The sequence below is a fragment of the Tibeticola sediminis genome (assembly GCF_003843835.1).
GTDB classification, from domain to species: Bacteria; Pseudomonadota; Gammaproteobacteria; order Burkholderiales; family Burkholderiaceae_C; genus Tibeticola; species Tibeticola sediminis.
This window is the reverse complement of record NZ_RKQL01000003.1, coordinates 59,845-73,280: the sequence shown is the minus strand read 5'-3', so window position 1 is coordinate 73,280 and position 13,436 is coordinate 59,845. Positions and strand designations below refer to the sequence as shown.

Annotated in this window: 17 protein-coding genes; 10 read left to right on the top strand and 7 right to left on the bottom strand. The window is 65.3% G+C overall.

Annotated elements, in window-relative coordinates; genetic code table 11:
- Positions 1 to 31 precede the first annotated feature (31 nt).
- The 5 genes from ctaD to EDC62_RS07260 all read left to right on the top strand — a co-directional run bounded on the left by ctaD (position 32) and on the right by EDC62_RS07260 (position 3,598).
- Complete coding sequence (gene ctaD / locus EDC62_RS07275) at positions 32 to 1,657, top strand: cytochrome c oxidase subunit I (protein WP_124222185.1); 1,626 nt, start codon at positions 32 to 34, stop codon at positions 1,655 to 1,657.
- An 8-nt stretch (positions 1,658 to 1,665) separates the two neighbouring features.
- Positions 1,666 to 1,779, top strand: a complete 114-nt coding sequence (locus EDC62_RS13060; RefSeq protein WP_211330952.1) for a cytochrome oxidase small assembly protein — start codon at positions 1,666 to 1,668, stop codon at positions 1,777 to 1,779.
- A gap of 36 nt (positions 1,780 to 1,815) precedes the next feature.
- Positions 1,816 to 2,427: a cytochrome c oxidase assembly protein gene (locus EDC62_RS07270; RefSeq protein WP_124222183.1), complete on the top strand. Its 612-nt coding sequence runs from the start codon at positions 1,816 to 1,818 to the stop codon at positions 2,425 to 2,427.
- Between the two features lie 13 nt (positions 2,428 to 2,440).
- Entirely contained in the window at positions 2,441 to 2,641 is a 201-nt protein-coding gene (locus EDC62_RS07265) for a DUF2970 domain-containing protein (RefSeq protein ID WP_124222181.1), read from the top strand.
- Between the two features lie 75 nt (positions 2,642 to 2,716).
- Positions 2,717 to 3,598: a cytochrome c oxidase subunit 3 gene (locus tag EDC62_RS07260; protein WP_124222179.1), complete on the top strand. Its 882-nt coding sequence runs from the start codon at positions 2,717 to 2,719 to the stop codon at positions 3,596 to 3,598.
- 149 nt (positions 3,599 to 3,747) lie between these two features.
- Here EDC62_RS07260 and EDC62_RS07255 read toward each other — a convergent pair whose 3' ends face one another.
- Complete coding sequence (locus tag EDC62_RS07255; RefSeq protein WP_211330950.1) at positions 3,748 to 3,972, bottom strand: twin transmembrane helix small protein; 225 nt, start codon at positions 3,970 to 3,972, stop codon at positions 3,748 to 3,750.
- 15 nt (positions 3,973 to 3,987) lie between these two features.
- Between EDC62_RS07255 and EDC62_RS07250 the strand changes: the two genes are divergently transcribed.
- From EDC62_RS07250 to cyoE, 4 genes are read left to right on the top strand one after another with little or no spacing between them, the layout of a single operon-like run.
- The gene (locus tag EDC62_RS07250) at positions 3,988 to 4,719 is read left to right on the top strand and encodes an SURF1 family protein (protein WP_245968799.1); all 732 of its coding nucleotides are present in this window, start codon (positions 3,988 to 3,990) and stop codon (positions 4,717 to 4,719) included.
- The gene (locus EDC62_RS07245; RefSeq protein ID WP_124222177.1) at positions 4,670 to 5,407 is read left to right on the top strand and encodes an SCO family protein; all 738 of its coding nucleotides are present in this window, start codon (positions 4,670 to 4,672) and stop codon (positions 5,405 to 5,407) included. The genes EDC62_RS07250 and EDC62_RS07245 overlap by 50 nt, the downstream gene beginning before the upstream one ends.
- An 18-nt stretch (positions 5,408 to 5,425) precedes the next feature.
- A complete protein-coding gene (locus EDC62_RS07240; RefSeq protein ID WP_124222175.1) occupies positions 5,426 to 6,577 on the top strand; it encodes a COX15/CtaA family protein in 1,152 nt (383 codons plus the stop codon).
- On the top strand, positions 6,574 to 7,473 hold the full coding sequence (gene cyoE / locus EDC62_RS07235) for a heme o synthase (RefSeq protein ID WP_124222173.1): 900 nt from the start codon (positions 6,574 to 6,576) through the stop codon (positions 7,471 to 7,473). The genes EDC62_RS07240 and cyoE overlap by 4 nt, the downstream gene beginning before the upstream one ends.
- A gap of 62 nt (positions 7,474 to 7,535) precedes the next feature.
- Here cyoE and EDC62_RS07230 read toward each other — a convergent pair whose 3' ends face one another.
- The 3 genes from EDC62_RS07230 to EDC62_RS07220 form a co-directional block, all read right to left on the bottom strand.
- The gene (locus EDC62_RS07230; protein ID WP_124222171.1) at positions 7,536 to 8,561 is read right to left on the bottom strand and encodes a Bug family tripartite tricarboxylate transporter substrate binding protein; all 1,026 of its coding nucleotides are present in this window, start codon (positions 8,559 to 8,561) and stop codon (positions 7,536 to 7,538) included.
- A 71-nt stretch (positions 8,562 to 8,632) separates the two neighbouring features.
- Positions 8,633 to 9,568, bottom strand: a complete 936-nt coding sequence (gene rpoH / locus EDC62_RS07225; RefSeq protein ID WP_124222169.1) for an RNA polymerase sigma factor RpoH — start codon at positions 9,566 to 9,568, stop codon at positions 8,633 to 8,635.
- 184 nt (positions 9,569 to 9,752) lie between these two features.
- The gene (locus EDC62_RS07220; RefSeq protein WP_124222167.1) at positions 9,753 to 10,835 is read right to left on the bottom strand and encodes a serine/threonine protein kinase; all 1,083 of its coding nucleotides are present in this window, start codon (positions 10,833 to 10,835) and stop codon (positions 9,753 to 9,755) included.
- 41 nt (positions 10,836 to 10,876) lie between these two features.
- Between EDC62_RS07220 and EDC62_RS07215 the strand changes: the two genes are divergently transcribed.
- The gene (locus EDC62_RS07215) at positions 10,877 to 11,311 is read left to right on the top strand and encodes an ion channel (protein ID WP_124222165.1); all 435 of its coding nucleotides are present in this window, start codon (positions 10,877 to 10,879) and stop codon (positions 11,309 to 11,311) included.
- Positions 11,312 to 11,357: 46 nt separating this feature from the next.
- Here the strand turns inward: EDC62_RS07215 and EDC62_RS07210 are convergent, their stop codons facing one another.
- The 3 genes from EDC62_RS07210 to EDC62_RS07200 all read right to left on the bottom strand — a co-directional run bounded on the left by EDC62_RS07210 (position 11,358) and on the right by EDC62_RS07200 (position 13,273).
- The gene (locus EDC62_RS07210; RefSeq protein ID WP_124222163.1) at positions 11,358 to 11,813 is read right to left on the bottom strand and encodes an organic hydroperoxide resistance protein; all 456 of its coding nucleotides are present in this window, start codon (positions 11,811 to 11,813) and stop codon (positions 11,358 to 11,360) included.
- Between the two features lie 52 nt (positions 11,814 to 11,865).
- Positions 11,866 to 12,336: a MarR family winged helix-turn-helix transcriptional regulator gene (locus EDC62_RS07205; protein WP_124222161.1), complete on the bottom strand. Its 471-nt coding sequence runs from the start codon at positions 12,334 to 12,336 to the stop codon at positions 11,866 to 11,868.
- An 88-nt stretch (positions 12,337 to 12,424) separates the two neighbouring features.
- Positions 12,425 to 13,273, bottom strand: coding sequence for a 3-hydroxybutyryl-CoA dehydrogenase (locus tag EDC62_RS07200; protein ID WP_124222159.1), 849 nt, complete (start codon positions 13,271 to 13,273; stop codon positions 12,425 to 12,427).
- Between the last annotated feature and the right edge of the window lie 163 nt (positions 13,274 to 13,436).

Genomic DNA, 13,436 nt, shown 5'->3' with positions numbered 1-13,436 from the left:
CGTACCGAAACCGTCTGACAAGGAACCCGAGATGAGTGCCGTTCTCGACCATCACGCCGCGGGCGATCACGCCCACGACCACCACGACCACGCGCCCACCGGTTGGCGCCGTTGGGTGTTCGCCACCAACCACAAGGACATCGGAACGCTGTATCTGCTCTTCAGCTTCACGATGCTCATGATCGGCGGGGTGCTGGCTTTGGGCATCCGGGCCGAGCTGTTCCAGCCGGGGCTGCAGATCATGAACCCCGAGTTCTTCAACCAGCTCACCACCATGCACGGCATCATCATGGTGTTCGGCGCTATCATGCCGGCCTTCGTGGGCTTCGCGAACTGGATGATCCCGCTGCAAATCGGGGCTTCGGACATGGCGTTTGCCCGGATGAACAACTTCAGCTTCTGGCTGATGGTGCCGGCAGGCTTGATGTTGGTTGGTTCCTTCTTCATGCCGGGCGGCGCGCCCGCAGCCGGCTGGACGCTCTATGCCCCGTTGACGCTGCAGATGGGCCCCTCGATGGACGCCGGCATCTTCGCCATGCACATCCTGGGCGCGTCGTCGATCATGGGCTCGATCAACATCATCGTCACGATCCTCAACATGCGCGCCCCCGGCATGACGCTGATGAAGATGCCCATGTTCTGCTGGACCTGGCTCATCACCGCGTACTTGCTGATCGCCGTGATGCCCGTGCTGGCCGGTGCCATCACGATGACGCTGACCGACCGTCATTTCGGAACCAGCTTCTTCAACCCGGCGGGTGGTGGTGACCCAGTCATGTACCAGCACATCTTCTGGTTCTTCGGTCACCCCGAGGTCTACATCATGATCTTGCCGGCCTTCGGCATCATCAGCCAGGTGGTGCCGGCCTTCTCGCGCAAGAAGCTCTTCGGCTATGCCTCGATGGTCTACGCCACGTCTTCGATCGCCATTCTTTCGTTCATCGTGTGGGCGCACCACATGTTCACGACGGGCATGCCGGTCACGGGTCAGTTGTTCTTCATGTACGCAACCATGCTGATCGCCGTTCCGACGGCCGTGAAGATCTTCAACTGGATCGCTACGATGTGGAAAGGGTCGCTAACCTTTGAAACTCCAATGCTGTTTGCGGTGGGCTTCATCTTCGTGTTCACGATCGGCGGCTTCACCGGTTTGATGCCCGCGGTCGCGCCGCTGGACATCCAGTTGCAAGACACCTACTTCATCGTTGCGCACTTCCACTATGTGCTCGTCGCCGGCTCGCTGTTCGCGCTGTTCGCGGGCTTCTATTACTGGTCCCCGAAATGGACGGGCGTGATGTACGACGAAGCGCGCGGCAAGATTCACTTCTGGTGGTCCATCCTTTCGTTCAACCTGACCTTCTTCCCGATGCACTTCCTCGGCCTTGCCGGTATGCCGCGCCGTTACGCGGACTATCCGATGCAGTTCGCCGATTTCAACGCCATTGCCTCGGTCGGTGCCTTCCTCTTCGGCCTGGCGCAGGTTTATTTCTTCTTCTTCATCGTGTTGCCGGTGATGCGCGGTCAAGGCCAAAAGGCGCCCCAGAAACCCTGGGAAGGCGCTGAGGGTCTGGAGTGGGAAGTGCCGTCGCCGGCACCGTTCCACACCTTCGAGACGCCGCCCAAGCTCGATGCGACCGCAACCCGCGTGATCGGCTGAGGGAAGCCATGAGCGAATCGGATCTGAAGCGCCGCAACCAGCGTCTGGGCTGGATCCTCGCGTCCATCGCCTTGGTGTTCTTCCTGGGCTTTGTTGCGAAGATGTGGCTGCTTCGATCCTGAGCCGTACCCCGCCCGAGTCCGCAGAGTCAGTCGCCCATGGTCGCTGTACGAGACAACCGCCGTATGCTCGGCAAGCTCGCCGTCGTTGCGGTCGGGATGTTCGCGTTCGGCTATGCGCTGATCCCGATCTACCAGCGGATCTGCGAGGCCACGGGCATCAACATCTTGTCCTTGTCGGAGCGACAGGTGCCTGGTGTGGGCGCGGCCGGAAAAGATGCAAAGCTCCCGGCCAATACCCAGATCGACTACAGCCGCACGATCACCGTCGAGTTCGACGCGAACGCGCGCGGCCCCTGGGAGTTCAAGCCTGAGAAGCGCTCGATCGTGGTTCACCCCGGCGAGTTGGCGACCGTGATGTACGAGTTCCGCAACGTCCAGAGTCGCCGCATGACAGCGCAGGCGATTCCGAGCTACGCCCCCAATCAGGCTTCGGCGCATTTCAACAAGCTCGAATGCTTTTGCTTCAACCAATACACGCTCGAGCCGGGTGAGACCAAGCGCTGGCCAGTCGTGTTCTACATCGACCCGAAGTTGACGAAAGACGTAAAAACCATCACGCTGTCCTACACCTTCTTCGAGGTTGGAGGCAAGGCGCCGGCGGCTCCGGCGGGTTCCGTGGCGCTGGCAGCGGGCCAGCGCCTGTCTTGAAAGTAGGCCCGACATGTCGCGTTCCGAGTCCACCAGTTTTTTGCGAACGCTGCGTACCGTCGCGTGGTCGTTTCTCGGGATCCGGCGCCGCAGCGGCCTCGAAGAAGACTTTCAGCAGCTCAATCCGTTGCACGTCATCTTGGTCGCGGTGATTGCGGTGCTGTGCTTCATCGTCGGCCTGGGCTTCTTCGTGCGTTGGGTCGTCGGCACTTGAGGGCCAGCGACCTCTGAAATCTGCCTACTGCGTTCGGCCATTCGTTTTTCTATCCATGATTCATCAGGAGCACCCATGAGTACCCATGCCCAAGGCGCGACGCCGTACTACTACGTCCCCGGTCCATCGCGGCATCCGGTGATGGCCGCCGCCGGCCTTCTTTTCGTCATCTACGGCGCGGCGCAATGGATCAATGGCGCCGACTGGGGCAAGTTCGTCTTGTTCGCGGGTTTGGCTTGGTGGCTTTTCGTGCTCTACCAGTGGTTCAGTGACGCGATTCACGAAAGCGAAGGCGGTCTCTACAGCCGAAAAGTCGATCTCTCTTTCCGCTGGAGCATGAGCTGGTTCATCTTTTCGGAGGTGATGTTCTTCGGCGCGTTCTTCACCGCGCTCTGGTGGGCTCGGACCCATTCGGTGCCGGCGTTGGGCAGCCTCGACAACGCCTTGCTGTGGCCTGATTTCAAGCCGGCATGGCCGTCGGTCGTCCCGGGGGCGACGACTTCGCCCGCCGGCACGGTCGAACCCTTCCAGGCCATGGGTCCGTTCTGGCTGCCGACGATCAACACCGCCTTGCTGCTCACCTCGGGCGTGACCTTGACGATCGCACACCATGCACTGCAGGCAGGGCAGCGCACGAAGACGATCGCCTTTATGTGGATGACCGTGCTCCTCGGCGCGATCTTCCTGGGGGTGCAAGGCTATGAGTATTTCCATGCCTACACCGAGATGAACCTGAAGCTCTCGTCGGGCATTTATGGCTCGACCTTCTTCATGCTCACGGGCTTCCATGGCTTTCACGTGTTCGTCGGCATGTTGATGCTGCTGTTCATCACGTTGCGGCTGATGAAGGGGCATTTCACGCCGCAGCGCCATTTCGGCTTCGAAGGCGCGGCTTGGTATTGGCACTTCGTCGACGTGGTCTGGTTGGGTCTCTACATCCTGGTCTACTGGATGTGATCGCTCAGGGCAAGGCTGGATAAGTTTCCGTGATGGCGCGCGCCCAGCTGCGGGATGGGATGCGCGGCGCGCGAGGGACCTGTTCAGCGCTGCCTCAGAGCATGGCCCAACAAAAAAGCGCCGCAAGGCGCTTTTTTGTCGGCTCTGGTTTACTTCCCAGCGGGAATCCCGGTCGGCTGGATCCAGCCCAACTTCCATGCGGCCAAGATGCAGAGAAACAGCGCAACGGAGAACCCGACGCGAAATGCCAGCGCCCGCGCCATGTTGCGCGAGCGCGCTTGTTCGTCGCCCCCGCTGCGCTTGAGCATGAAATACAGCGCGGCGCCCAGGCTGGCGAGAATTGCGGCGAAAGCGAGCGGAACCAAGATGTTCATGCTGGGGATTATCGATTGAAAACCAAGCTGCGCGCCAGACGCGATTGGCTGCTCACCGCGGCGGCGGTATTCGGCTTTGCCCTCACGCTCGGCTTGGGAGTGTGGCAACTCTCGCGGGCGCACGAACGCGAGGCACTGGCCGCGCGCCAGGCAGAAGCCGATCGCTTGCCGGAACTGACCCTCGAGGAGGCCCTCGAGGGCCGCGAATCGACCGGCCGGCGGGTGCGCTTGCAGGGCCGTTGGCTCACGGGCTACACGGTCTATCTCGATAACCGACAGCGCGACGGGCGGCCGGGCTTCGAACTGGTCACGCCGCTCGAAGTGCCGACCCGAAACGGCGGGGTCGCGGTTTTGGTCGTCCGCGGATGGGCGCCGCGGGACTTTCGCGACCGTCAGGCTTTGCCCCGGATCCCGACGCCCGAAGGGGACGTCACGGTCGTCGGTCGCGTCGTCCCGCGGATTCCGCGGCTATACGAACTCGGATCCGCGCCCTCAGGGGCGATCCGGCAGAATCTGGACATCGCTGGTTTTCGTCAGGAGACGCACTTGCCGCTCGTGGATTTCGCGGTCTTGCAGACCGATCCTGCGCCGGCAGATGGGCTGCGCCGGGACTGGCCGACACCGGCGGTCGGCGCCGAGCGCAACTATGGCTATGCCGCGCAGTGGTTTGCGCTCTCGGGCTTGATTTTCATTCTCTATGTGGGATTCCAAATTGTCCGCTTCCGCTCCCTCCGCAACCAGGACTGACGAGCCTCTCGGCCTGACGGTTCATGAAGTTCCGCTGAGTCTGCCGCCCGGCGCTGTCGGGGCCGACCCCGCTTTGATCCGCCGTGGGCGGCTCCAGATGTTGTTGCTCTTTCTGGTCTGCGCGGCGCCGGTGATCGCGTCTTACCTGACGTATTACGTGTTTCGCCCTGAAGGCCGGCGGAACTACGGGGACATCATCGAGCCGCAGCGGCCGCTGCCGGCCTGGGTCGCGCGGGGGCTCGATGGAACGCCGGTGGACCTGCGCAGCCTCAAAGGGCAGTGGTTGCTGCTGGTGGTGGCGCCGGCGGGCTGCGACCGCGCGTGTCAGGACAAGCTCTACCTGCAGCGGCAGCTGCGCGAAGCGCTCGGCAAGGACAAGGACCGCGTCGACCGTGTGTGGCTGATCAGCGACGAGGGTGAAGTGCCGCCAGCGCTGTTGCCGGCGTTGGCGCAGGCGACCGTGCTGCGGGTTCCGGCCGATGTGCTCAGCCGCTGGCTCGAGCCTGCGCCCGGACATGCGCTCGAGGATCATCTCTACTTGGTCGACCCGCTCGGGAACTGGATGATGCGTTTTCCGGCGGGGCTGGACCTCGCCAGCGCCACCAAGGCGCGTCGCGATCTGGAACGGCTGCTGCGCGCCTCCGCGTCCTGGGACCAGCCGGGTCGGCCCACGCCGGCGCAGCACTGACGAAGCCGGGGCACGATCATGGCGCTCGTCGACCTCTCGCCGCTGCTGCAGTTGCTGCTCGTGGGTGCCGCCGTGGCCACTCCATTGCTCGGCTGGACGCTATGGCGCCAGCGCTGGGCGGAGCCGCGGGACCGCCTGGCGGCCTTGACGGTTCTGACCGTTTTTCTGACCTTCGATCTGGTCTTGTTCGGCGCCTTTACGCGGCTCACCGATTCCGGGCTGGGCTGCCCGGACTGGCCCGGCTGCTATGGCCACAGCAGCCCGATCGGGGCGCGCGCGGCGATCGAAGCCGAGCAGGCGGTCATGCCGACCGGGCCCGTGACCCATGGCAAGGCCTGGATCGAGATGGTGCATCGCTACCTGGCGACCGGCGTGGGTGCGCTCATCGTCGCGCTGCTGGCGCTGCGCTGGCGTTGGCGCTCCGCATTGGATGAGGGGCCCGGAGGGCTGCGTTGGGCCGGGTTGACGCTGCTGTGGGTTTTGGCTCAGGGGGCGTTTGGCGCCCTGACGGTCACGATGAAGCTGTTTCCCGCGATCGTGACGGCGCACTTGCTCGGTGGGGTAGGGCTGCTGGCCTTGCTGGCGGCCCAGTGGGCGCAGCTGGCGCCGCTGGCCGCCGCAGGAATGCCGCATCGCTGGCGACCGAGCCAGCGGCGCGCGGCCGCGTTGTTGTTGGGCCTGGTCGTGTTTCAGGTCGCCTTGGGCGGGTGGACGAGCACGAATTACGCGGTTTTGGCCTGCTCGGAATTTCCGCGCTGCCAGGGCAGTTGGTGGCCGGCGATGAATTTCTCTGAGGGTTTTTCGGTTTGGCGGCCGTTGGGGCTTACCGCTGCCGGTGAGCCGATTTCATTCGCCGCGCTGACGGCCATTCACTACGTGCATCGCTTGTACGCCTACGCGCTGCTGCTGCTGCTCTGGGGCATGGCGTTTTGGCTGTATCGCACCGACCGTGAGCCGCGGCTGGCCAAGGGGCTGGCGCTGCTCGGACTCTGGCAGTTGCTCACGGGTTTGTCGAATGTGGTGCTGGGCTGGCCGCTGCTGGCGGCCGTGGCGCACACCGGGGGTGCAGCTGCCCTGGTGGCTTTGCTCGCCTTCCATCTCGCCCGGCCCGAACCTCAGTTCGCGAGCGCGCGCAGCGCCGCCTTGCACCCCTCGAATTTGCCCGCATGAGCACCCTTGCTACCGCCTCTCCCGCACTGTCCGTCGTTCGACAGTATTACGCGCTGACCAAGCCGCGCGTCGTGCAGTTGATCGTCTTTTGTGCCCTCATCGGCATGGTTCTCGCCGTTCCCGGAATGCCCAGCGCTGCCCAGTTTCAGCGCATGCTGGTCGCCTCGGTGGGCATCTGGCTGGTGGCGGGCGCGGCTGCCGCCTTCAATTGTCTGGTCGAGAAAAGCATCGACGCCCGCATGCGCCGCACCTCGTGGCGACCGACGGCGCGCGGGGAGTTGAGCAACACTCAGGCGCTGGTTTTTTCGGCCGTGCTCTGCGCGCTGGGATCCTGGGTGCTCTATGTCTGGGTCAATCCCTTGACGATGTGGCTCACGCTGGCGACGTTCGTTGGCTACGCCGTGATTTACACGCTGGTGCTCAAGCCGCTGACGCCGCAAAACATCGTCATCGGCGGCGCTTCCGGGGCCATGCCGCCGGTGCTGGGTTGGGCAGCGATGACCGGGGACGTCGGCCCCGAGGCGATGATTTTGTTTCTCATCATCTTTCTGTGGACGCCGCCGCATTTTTGGGCGCTTGCGCTCTACCGGGTCGAGGACTACCGCAAGTCGGGCTTGCCCATGCTACCGGTGACGCACGGCAACGAATTCACGCGGCTGCAAATCCTGCTCTACACGCTGGTGCTGTTTGCGGCGTGCCTGCTGCCGTTTGCTTATGGCATGAGTTCCTGGCTCTATCTGGCAGCGGCGGTGGTGCTCAACGCCGGTTTCGTGGGCTACGCGGTGGCGCTGTGGCGGAACTACTCCGATGCGCTGGCGCGCAAGACGTTTCGGTTTTCGCTGATCCACCTGAGCTTGCTGTTTCTCGCGCTGCTGCTGGATCACTACCTGATGTAGAGGCAACGCAGACCCAGTCCCTCGCGCGCCATCGCGGGAAGGAATTCAGGGTTGCCTAAAGCTCACTCGAGCCGAATGTGCTCGCGCTCGATGATGCGGGCGAGTACTTCGGTGTCGGCCCGCATGCGCTGCGCGAGGCCTTCGGGGGCCGTGGCCGCGACCTGCCAGCCTTGTTGAAAGAGTGTGGCCCGGATTTCGGGGGTGCGCGCGACGTCGATGAGCGCGCTGGCCAGGCGTTGAGCATAGGCCTGGGGCATGGCCGCCGGGGCGACCGCGGCGTTCCAGATCTCCAGCGTCAAGTCGCGCACGCCCCATTCGGCAAGGCTGGGCACCTCGGGTGCGAGGGTGCTGCGGCCACTGCTGGTGACGGCGAGCGGGCGCAGCCGAGCTGTCTTGGCCTGGGCCATGGCGAGTCCCGGCGGCAGCATGGCGAGCTGGATTTGCCCTGCCAGCAAGGCGCTGACGACCTGGGGATTGCCGGGGTAGGGAATGTGCACGGCCCGCAGTCCGGTGCGCGACTGCAGCCATTCCATACCGAGATGCGCGAGGGTGCCCACGCCCGGGGAGCCGTAATTCCAGCGGTCGCCCGCGCGGCGCGCTTCGGCGAGGAAGGCCGCCCCGGTGAGCGCAGGCGTGTCGCGTCCGGCGGTCAGCACCAGCGGGGCGGTGGCGAGGAGGCTCAGCGGCGTGAAGTCGCGTGCGGGGTCGAAGGGCAACTGTGGGTTGAGCTGCCGCGCGATGGTCAGGTTGCCGTTGATGAGGATGCCAAAACTGTGGCCATCGCGCGCCTGAGCCAGGGCAGCCGCGGCCAAATTGCCCGAAGCGCCGGGCCGATTCTCGACGACGACCGCTTGGCCGAGTCGCCGGCCCAGCGGCTCGGCCAGCGCACGCGCCAGCAGGTCGGGCGAGGAGCCCGGTGGAAAGCCCACGAGGAGGCGCAACGGCCGGCTGGGCCAGGGTTCGGCGGGGGCAGCGTGGGTTGCCGGCGTGGCCCATAGGCTCAGCAAGGACCAGCCCGAGAGGGCGCCAAGCAGCGAGCGGCGGCTCAAGCAGCGGGCTGGGTGGTTTGAACGATTTGGATGGTGCATAGGCCAGAGGATCGGGGCGCCGTGAACGTGAAACCGGCCGCAGAAGCGGCCGGTTGGGGAGCGGAGTGGAATCAGGCGTACGCGGCGAGCGACTGGCGCATCTTCTTCATGGCCGCCGCCTCGATTTGGCGGATGCGCTCGGCGCTGACGCCGAATTCCGCCGCCAGCTCATGCAGCGTCATGCCGCCCGAGCCGTCGTCTTTGACGTTGAGCCAGCGCTGCTCGACGATGCGGCGGCTGCGCGGGTCGAGCGCGGCCAAGGCGTTCGCCAAGCCAACGCTCGCGAGCGCGTCGCGCTGCTGCGCCTCGAGCACGGCGGTCGGCTCGTTTTGCGTGTCGGCCAAGTAGGCGATCGGGCCGAAGGCCTCTTCGCCGTCGGCGGCCGGGGTCGGGTCGAGCACGACGTCACCGCCTGCCATGCGCGACTCCATCTCCACGACTTCTTCGGGCTTGACCTTGAGTTCCCGGGCCATGGCCTCGATTTCGCGGGTGCTGAGGGTTTCGCGGTGCGACTCGTGCTCGGCATCGTCCTTGAAGCCTTGCTTCATCGAACGCAAGTTGAAGAAGAGCTTGCGCTGAGCCTTGGTCGTCGCGAGCTTGACCATGCGCCAATTGCGCAGGATGTACTCGTGAATCTCGGCTTTGATCCAGTGCAGCGCGTAGCTGACGAGGCGCACACCACGATCCGGGTCGAAGCGGCGCACGGCTTTCATCAGACCGACGTTGCCTTCCTGAATCAGGTCGGCTTGCGGCAAGCCATAGCCCAGGTACTGCCGCGAGACCGCCACGACCAGCCGCAGGTGCGAGAGCACGAGCTTGGCGGCGGCTTCGAGGTCGCCCTCGTCGCGTAGCTTGCGCGCATAGCTGACCTCTTCCTCAGGCGTCAGCATGGGCATGCGGTTGACGGCCGTGATGTAGGCGTCGAGATTGCCCAACGGCGGAATCGTCAGCGCCTGGCTCCAGGTGGTTGGTGCAGGAAGCGTCGTTGCGTTGGCCGTTGGGTTCATGTTGGGGTTCCTCCGTATGTTGTTCATATTAGCACTCGCTTCGATCGAGTGCTAAACGAAAAAGTTCCCAAGATTCGTAGGGAATTGAGGGCGTCGCGTGCCTCGGCATAGGTGTCCGCAAGGCCAATATGCGCGCGGCGCAGGGGCTGGAGTTTGACGGAGATCAAACGTCGGCCGGCTGGGGTCAGGGCTCGAGTGGCGGTTCCTCCATGGCCTCGATCTGCTCATTCAGCGTGTCGATCTGGCCGCGCCAGTAGTCGGGCGTGCCGAACCAGGGAAAGTTGATCGGGAAGATGGGGTCTTGCCAGCGGCGGGCGAGCCAGGCGCTGTAGTGGATCAGGCGCAGGGTGCGCAGCGGCTCGATCAGGGCGAGCTCGCGGCGGTCGAAGTCGCGCAGTTCGGTGTAGCCGTCGAGCAGCGCGCCGAGCTGTGCGGTGCGCTGGCGTCGGTCGCCCGAGAGCAGCATCCAAAGGTCTTGCACGGCTGGGCCGGTGCGCGCGTCGTCGAGGTCCACGAAGTGCGGGCCCGGCTCGGGGCGGTCGGCAGGCGTCCAGAGGATGTTGCCTGGGTGGCAGTCGCCGTGGAGGCGGATCCGCGTGATTTGGGCCATTTTTGGGTCGTATGCCGGCATCAAAGCGTCATGCTTAGCTATCAAAGAAATAGCGCGGTTGACGGCTTCGAGCCAGGCGCCGCGCACCTCCAGCGGCACCGCCTCGTGTGCCAGCAGCCAGTCGCGGGGTTCGAGCGCGTAGCGCTGCAGGTCGATGGCGGGGCGTGTTTCGAAGCGACGCGCCGAGCCGACCTGGTGCAGCCGGGCGAGGAAGCGGCCAATCCACTCGAGCACCTCGAAGTCGTCGAGCTCCGGCCCGCGCCCGCCGCGCCAGGGGCTGAGGGTGAAGTCGAAGCCCGCATGGTGGTGCAGCGTCTGGCCGGCGAGCGCGATCGGCGCCACCACCGGCACTTCGGCCTTGGAAAGCTCGGTGGCAAAGGCGTGCTCTTCGAGAATCTGCGCTCGGCTCCAGCGCCCAGGCCGGTAAAACTTCGCGACGACGACGCGGTGGCCCAGCACCGGCTCGTCGAGATGGACTTGATAGACCCGGTTTTCGTAGGAATTGAGCGCGGTGAGCCGGCCGTCGCCGTAGCAGCCCACCGCGGCCAGTGCGTCGAGCACGCGATCGGGCGTGAGCGCCGTGTACGGGTGCGGGGCGCCGCCGGTGTCTAGAGGCTCGGCGGCATCGGGCGGTTGGGGCTTTGGAGTGAGCGGCATGCCGGCATTGTCGCTGGCCTCGGTTGCGTCAAAATGGCTAGATGAGCAAACAGAACCGTCTGCGTCGTGTGCGCTTGGTGCGCCGTGGCCTGCTGTATTCCCTGGCCTTGGCTGTGGCGATTCTCGTCCTGGGCGGCGTGGGCTTTTGGCTGCTGGACCCGCATGTCCATAGCTTGAGCGATGGCCTTTGGCTGGCGTTCGAGACGGCAGCCACGGTGGGCTATGGGGACATCGTGCCGACGACGCCCGCCTCGCGTTTGTTCTCGGTGGCGGTGGTGCTGCTGGGGCTCGCCGTCCTGTCGCTGACGACGGCCTCGCTCTCGGCGATCTTCGTCGACGAGGAGGTCGAGGTCGAAGAACGCCAGATCGAGCGCGACCTCATGCGCGAGATCGGCGCGCTGCGCGATGAGGTGGCGCTGCTGCGCCGCGAACTCGCGGCCCTGTCCGAGCAGGTCGGCGCGCGGCGAGCCTCCTAGGCTAGGTCGCTGTGAAGTGTGACCCTGGCCCTCGGCCAGGGTTGCCTCATTCCGACAGCGCGATTTGCACGTCGATGTTCCCGCGCGTGGCGTTCGAGTAGGGGCAGACCCGGTGCGCGGCTTCGACCAAGGCGGCGGCGGTTTCACGCTCCATGCCGGGTAGGTGGACCGTCAGCGTCGCCTGCAGACCAAAGCCTTGCGCGATCGGGCCGATGCCCACGCTACCGTGCACGGCTGCATCGGCGGGGACGGCGAACTTCTGCGCGGCCGCGACATGCCGCAGCGCGCTCAGGAAACAGGCGGAGTAGCCTGCGGCGAAGAGCTGCTCCGGGTTGGTCGCGCCGCCCATGCCGCCGAGTTCCTTCGGGGGCGCGAGCTTGACATCGAGCAGGCCGTCGGAGCTGACGGCGCGCCCGTCACGGCCGCCGGTGGCGGTGGCGTGGGCCTGGTAGAGGATCTTCGCGGGGCGAACGGGGGTGGCGGTTGCGGTGGATGCGTTCATGGTCTTCTTTCTTTCGTGGAACAGGCTTCGCGGGGAAGCGGGGGGGGGGAAATCAGCGGGCCGCGCCGGCCTGAACCAGCCGGTCGCGCAGCGCCTGAAGCTCGGCGGTGAGGGCTTGGACCTCGTCGAGCGAACATTGCGTGGCCGCCAGCACACAGCCCGGCACCCGCACGGCTCGATCGCGCAGGGCCAGGCCCTGGGGCGTGAGGTGGATGTGCACGCGGCGCTCGTCGGCGGTGTCGCGCACCCGTTCGACCCAAGCAGCCGCTTCGAGGCGCTTGAGCAGCGGCGTGAGCGTGCCCGAATCCAGGAACAGGCGCGCGCCGAGCTCCGAGACGGTGACCCCGTCACGCTCCCAGAGCGCCAGCATCACGAGGTATTGCGGATAGGTCAGGCCCAGCGTGTCGAGCAGGGGCTTGTAGAGCTTGGTCATCGCGAGCGAGGCCGAATACAGGGCGAAGCACAACTGGTGGTCGAGCAAGAGCGCCTGCTTGGGATCCAGGGTTTGAGCGGTCGGCGGCATGGACGAAGTATAGCGCGCAATTCGATTGTGTGCAATCGAGTTCGATTGAAGAGAGCCGCCCGAAGGCGGCCCCGTGTGTGGCAGTCGATCAGTAGCTGTAGACGCCGCGCCCGGTTTTGCGGCCCAGGCGGCCCGCGGCGACCATCTCCTTGAGCAGCGGGCAGGGGCGGTATTTGCTGTCGCCGAACTCGCGCAGATACACCTCCATCACGGCCAGGCACACGTCCAGCCCGATCATGTCGGCCAGCGCCAGCGGCCCGATGGGGTGGTTGCAGCCGAGCTTCATGCCCGCGTCGATGTCCTCGGGCGTGGCCAGCCCCTCGGCGAGCACAAAGAAAGCCTCGTTGATCATGGGCACGAGGATGCGGTTGACGACGAAACCGGGCGAGTTCTTCACCGTGATCGGCGTTTTTCCGAGCTGCAGCGCCATCGCCTGTACCGCCTCGTGCGTGGCGTCGCTGGTCTGCAGGCCGCGGATGATCTCCACCAGCGCCATCATGGGCACGGGGTTGAAGAAGTGCATGCCGATGAAGCGGTCGGGCCGGCTGGTGGCCGCGGCGAGCTGGGTGATGGAGATCGACGAGGTGTTGGAGGCAATGATCACCTCGGGCGCGAGCAGCGCGTCGACCTGCTTGAGGATTTTGACTTTGAGCTCGTGGTTTTCGGTCGCGGCCTCGATGACGAGCTGAGCAGCCTTGAGGTCGTCGTAGTTGGTGCTGCCGTGGATGCGCGCCAGCGCTGCGTCTCGGTCGGCGGCGCTGATTTTCTCCTTCTTCAGCAGCCGCTCGAGGCTGTTGGCGATGGTGCCCATGCCGCGCGCGACTGCGGCGTCCGAGATGTCGACCATGACGACATGCAGTCCCGCGACCGCGCAGGTCTGTGCAATGCCGTTGCCCATGGTGCCGGCGCCGATGATGCCGACGGTGGTGATGCTCATGATGTGGTTCTCCAAAAAACGACGTTGAAAAAGCTGCGCCGGCGATGGTAAGGCAAGGCCTGGCGAGTCCCTCGGATGGCGTGGCGGATGGCGAGGCAGCGAGGCCGACTCGGGGTAAATCCCGATCCGGAGCCGCGCGCGAGCGACAGGGCGGGGCGCTCGG

Bases quoted from the DNA above. Each gene is read 5' to 3' on its own strand.
- ctaD (WP_124222185.1), top strand. From the start codon at position 32: ATGAGTGCCGTTCTCGACCATCACGCCGCGGGCGATCACGCCCACGAC.
- EDC62_RS13060 (WP_211330952.1), top strand. From the start codon at position 1,666: ATGAGCGAATCGGATCTGAAGCGCCGCAACCAGCGTCTGGGCTGGATC.
- EDC62_RS07270 (WP_124222183.1), top strand. From the start codon at position 1,816: ATGGTCGCTGTACGAGACAACCGCCGTATGCTCGGCAAGCTCGCCGTC.
- EDC62_RS07265 (WP_124222181.1), top strand. From the start codon at position 2,441: ATGTCGCGTTCCGAGTCCACCAGTTTTTTGCGAACGCTGCGTACCGTC.
- EDC62_RS07260 (WP_124222179.1), top strand. From the start codon at position 2,717: ATGAGTACCCATGCCCAAGGCGCGACGCCGTACTACTACGTCCCCGGT.
- EDC62_RS07255 (WP_211330950.1), bottom strand. From the start codon at position 3,972: ATGAACATCTTGGTTCCGCTCGCTTTCGCCGCAATTCTCGCCAGCCTG.
- EDC62_RS07245 (WP_124222177.1), top strand. From the start codon at position 4,670: ATGTGGGATTCCAAATTGTCCGCTTCCGCTCCCTCCGCAACCAGGACT.
- EDC62_RS07240 (WP_124222175.1), top strand. From the start codon at position 5,426: ATGGCGCTCGTCGACCTCTCGCCGCTGCTGCAGTTGCTGCTCGTGGGT.
- cyoE (WP_124222173.1), top strand. From the start codon at position 6,574: ATGAGCACCCTTGCTACCGCCTCTCCCGCACTGTCCGTCGTTCGACAG.
- EDC62_RS07230 (WP_124222171.1), bottom strand. From the start codon at position 8,561: ATGCACCATCCAAATCGTTCAAACCACCCAGCCCGCTGCTTGAGCCGC.
- rpoH (WP_124222169.1), bottom strand. From the start codon at position 9,568: ATGAACCCAACGGCCAACGCAACGACGCTTCCTGCACCAACCACCTGG.
- EDC62_RS07220 (WP_124222167.1), bottom strand. From the start codon at position 10,835: ATGCCGCTCACTCCAAAGCCCCAACCGCCCGATGCCGCCGAGCCTCTA.
- EDC62_RS07215 (WP_124222165.1), top strand. From the start codon at position 10,877: ATGAGCAAACAGAACCGTCTGCGTCGTGTGCGCTTGGTGCGCCGTGGC.
- EDC62_RS07210 (WP_124222163.1), bottom strand. From the start codon at position 11,813: ATGAACGCATCCACCGCAACCGCCACCCCCGTTCGCCCCGCGAAGATC.
- EDC62_RS07205 (WP_124222161.1), bottom strand. From the start codon at position 12,336: ATGCCGCCGACCGCTCAAACCCTGGATCCCAAGCAGGCGCTCTTGCTC.
- EDC62_RS07200 (WP_124222159.1), bottom strand. From the start codon at position 13,273: ATGAGCATCACCACCGTCGGCATCATCGGCGCCGGCACCATGGGCAAC.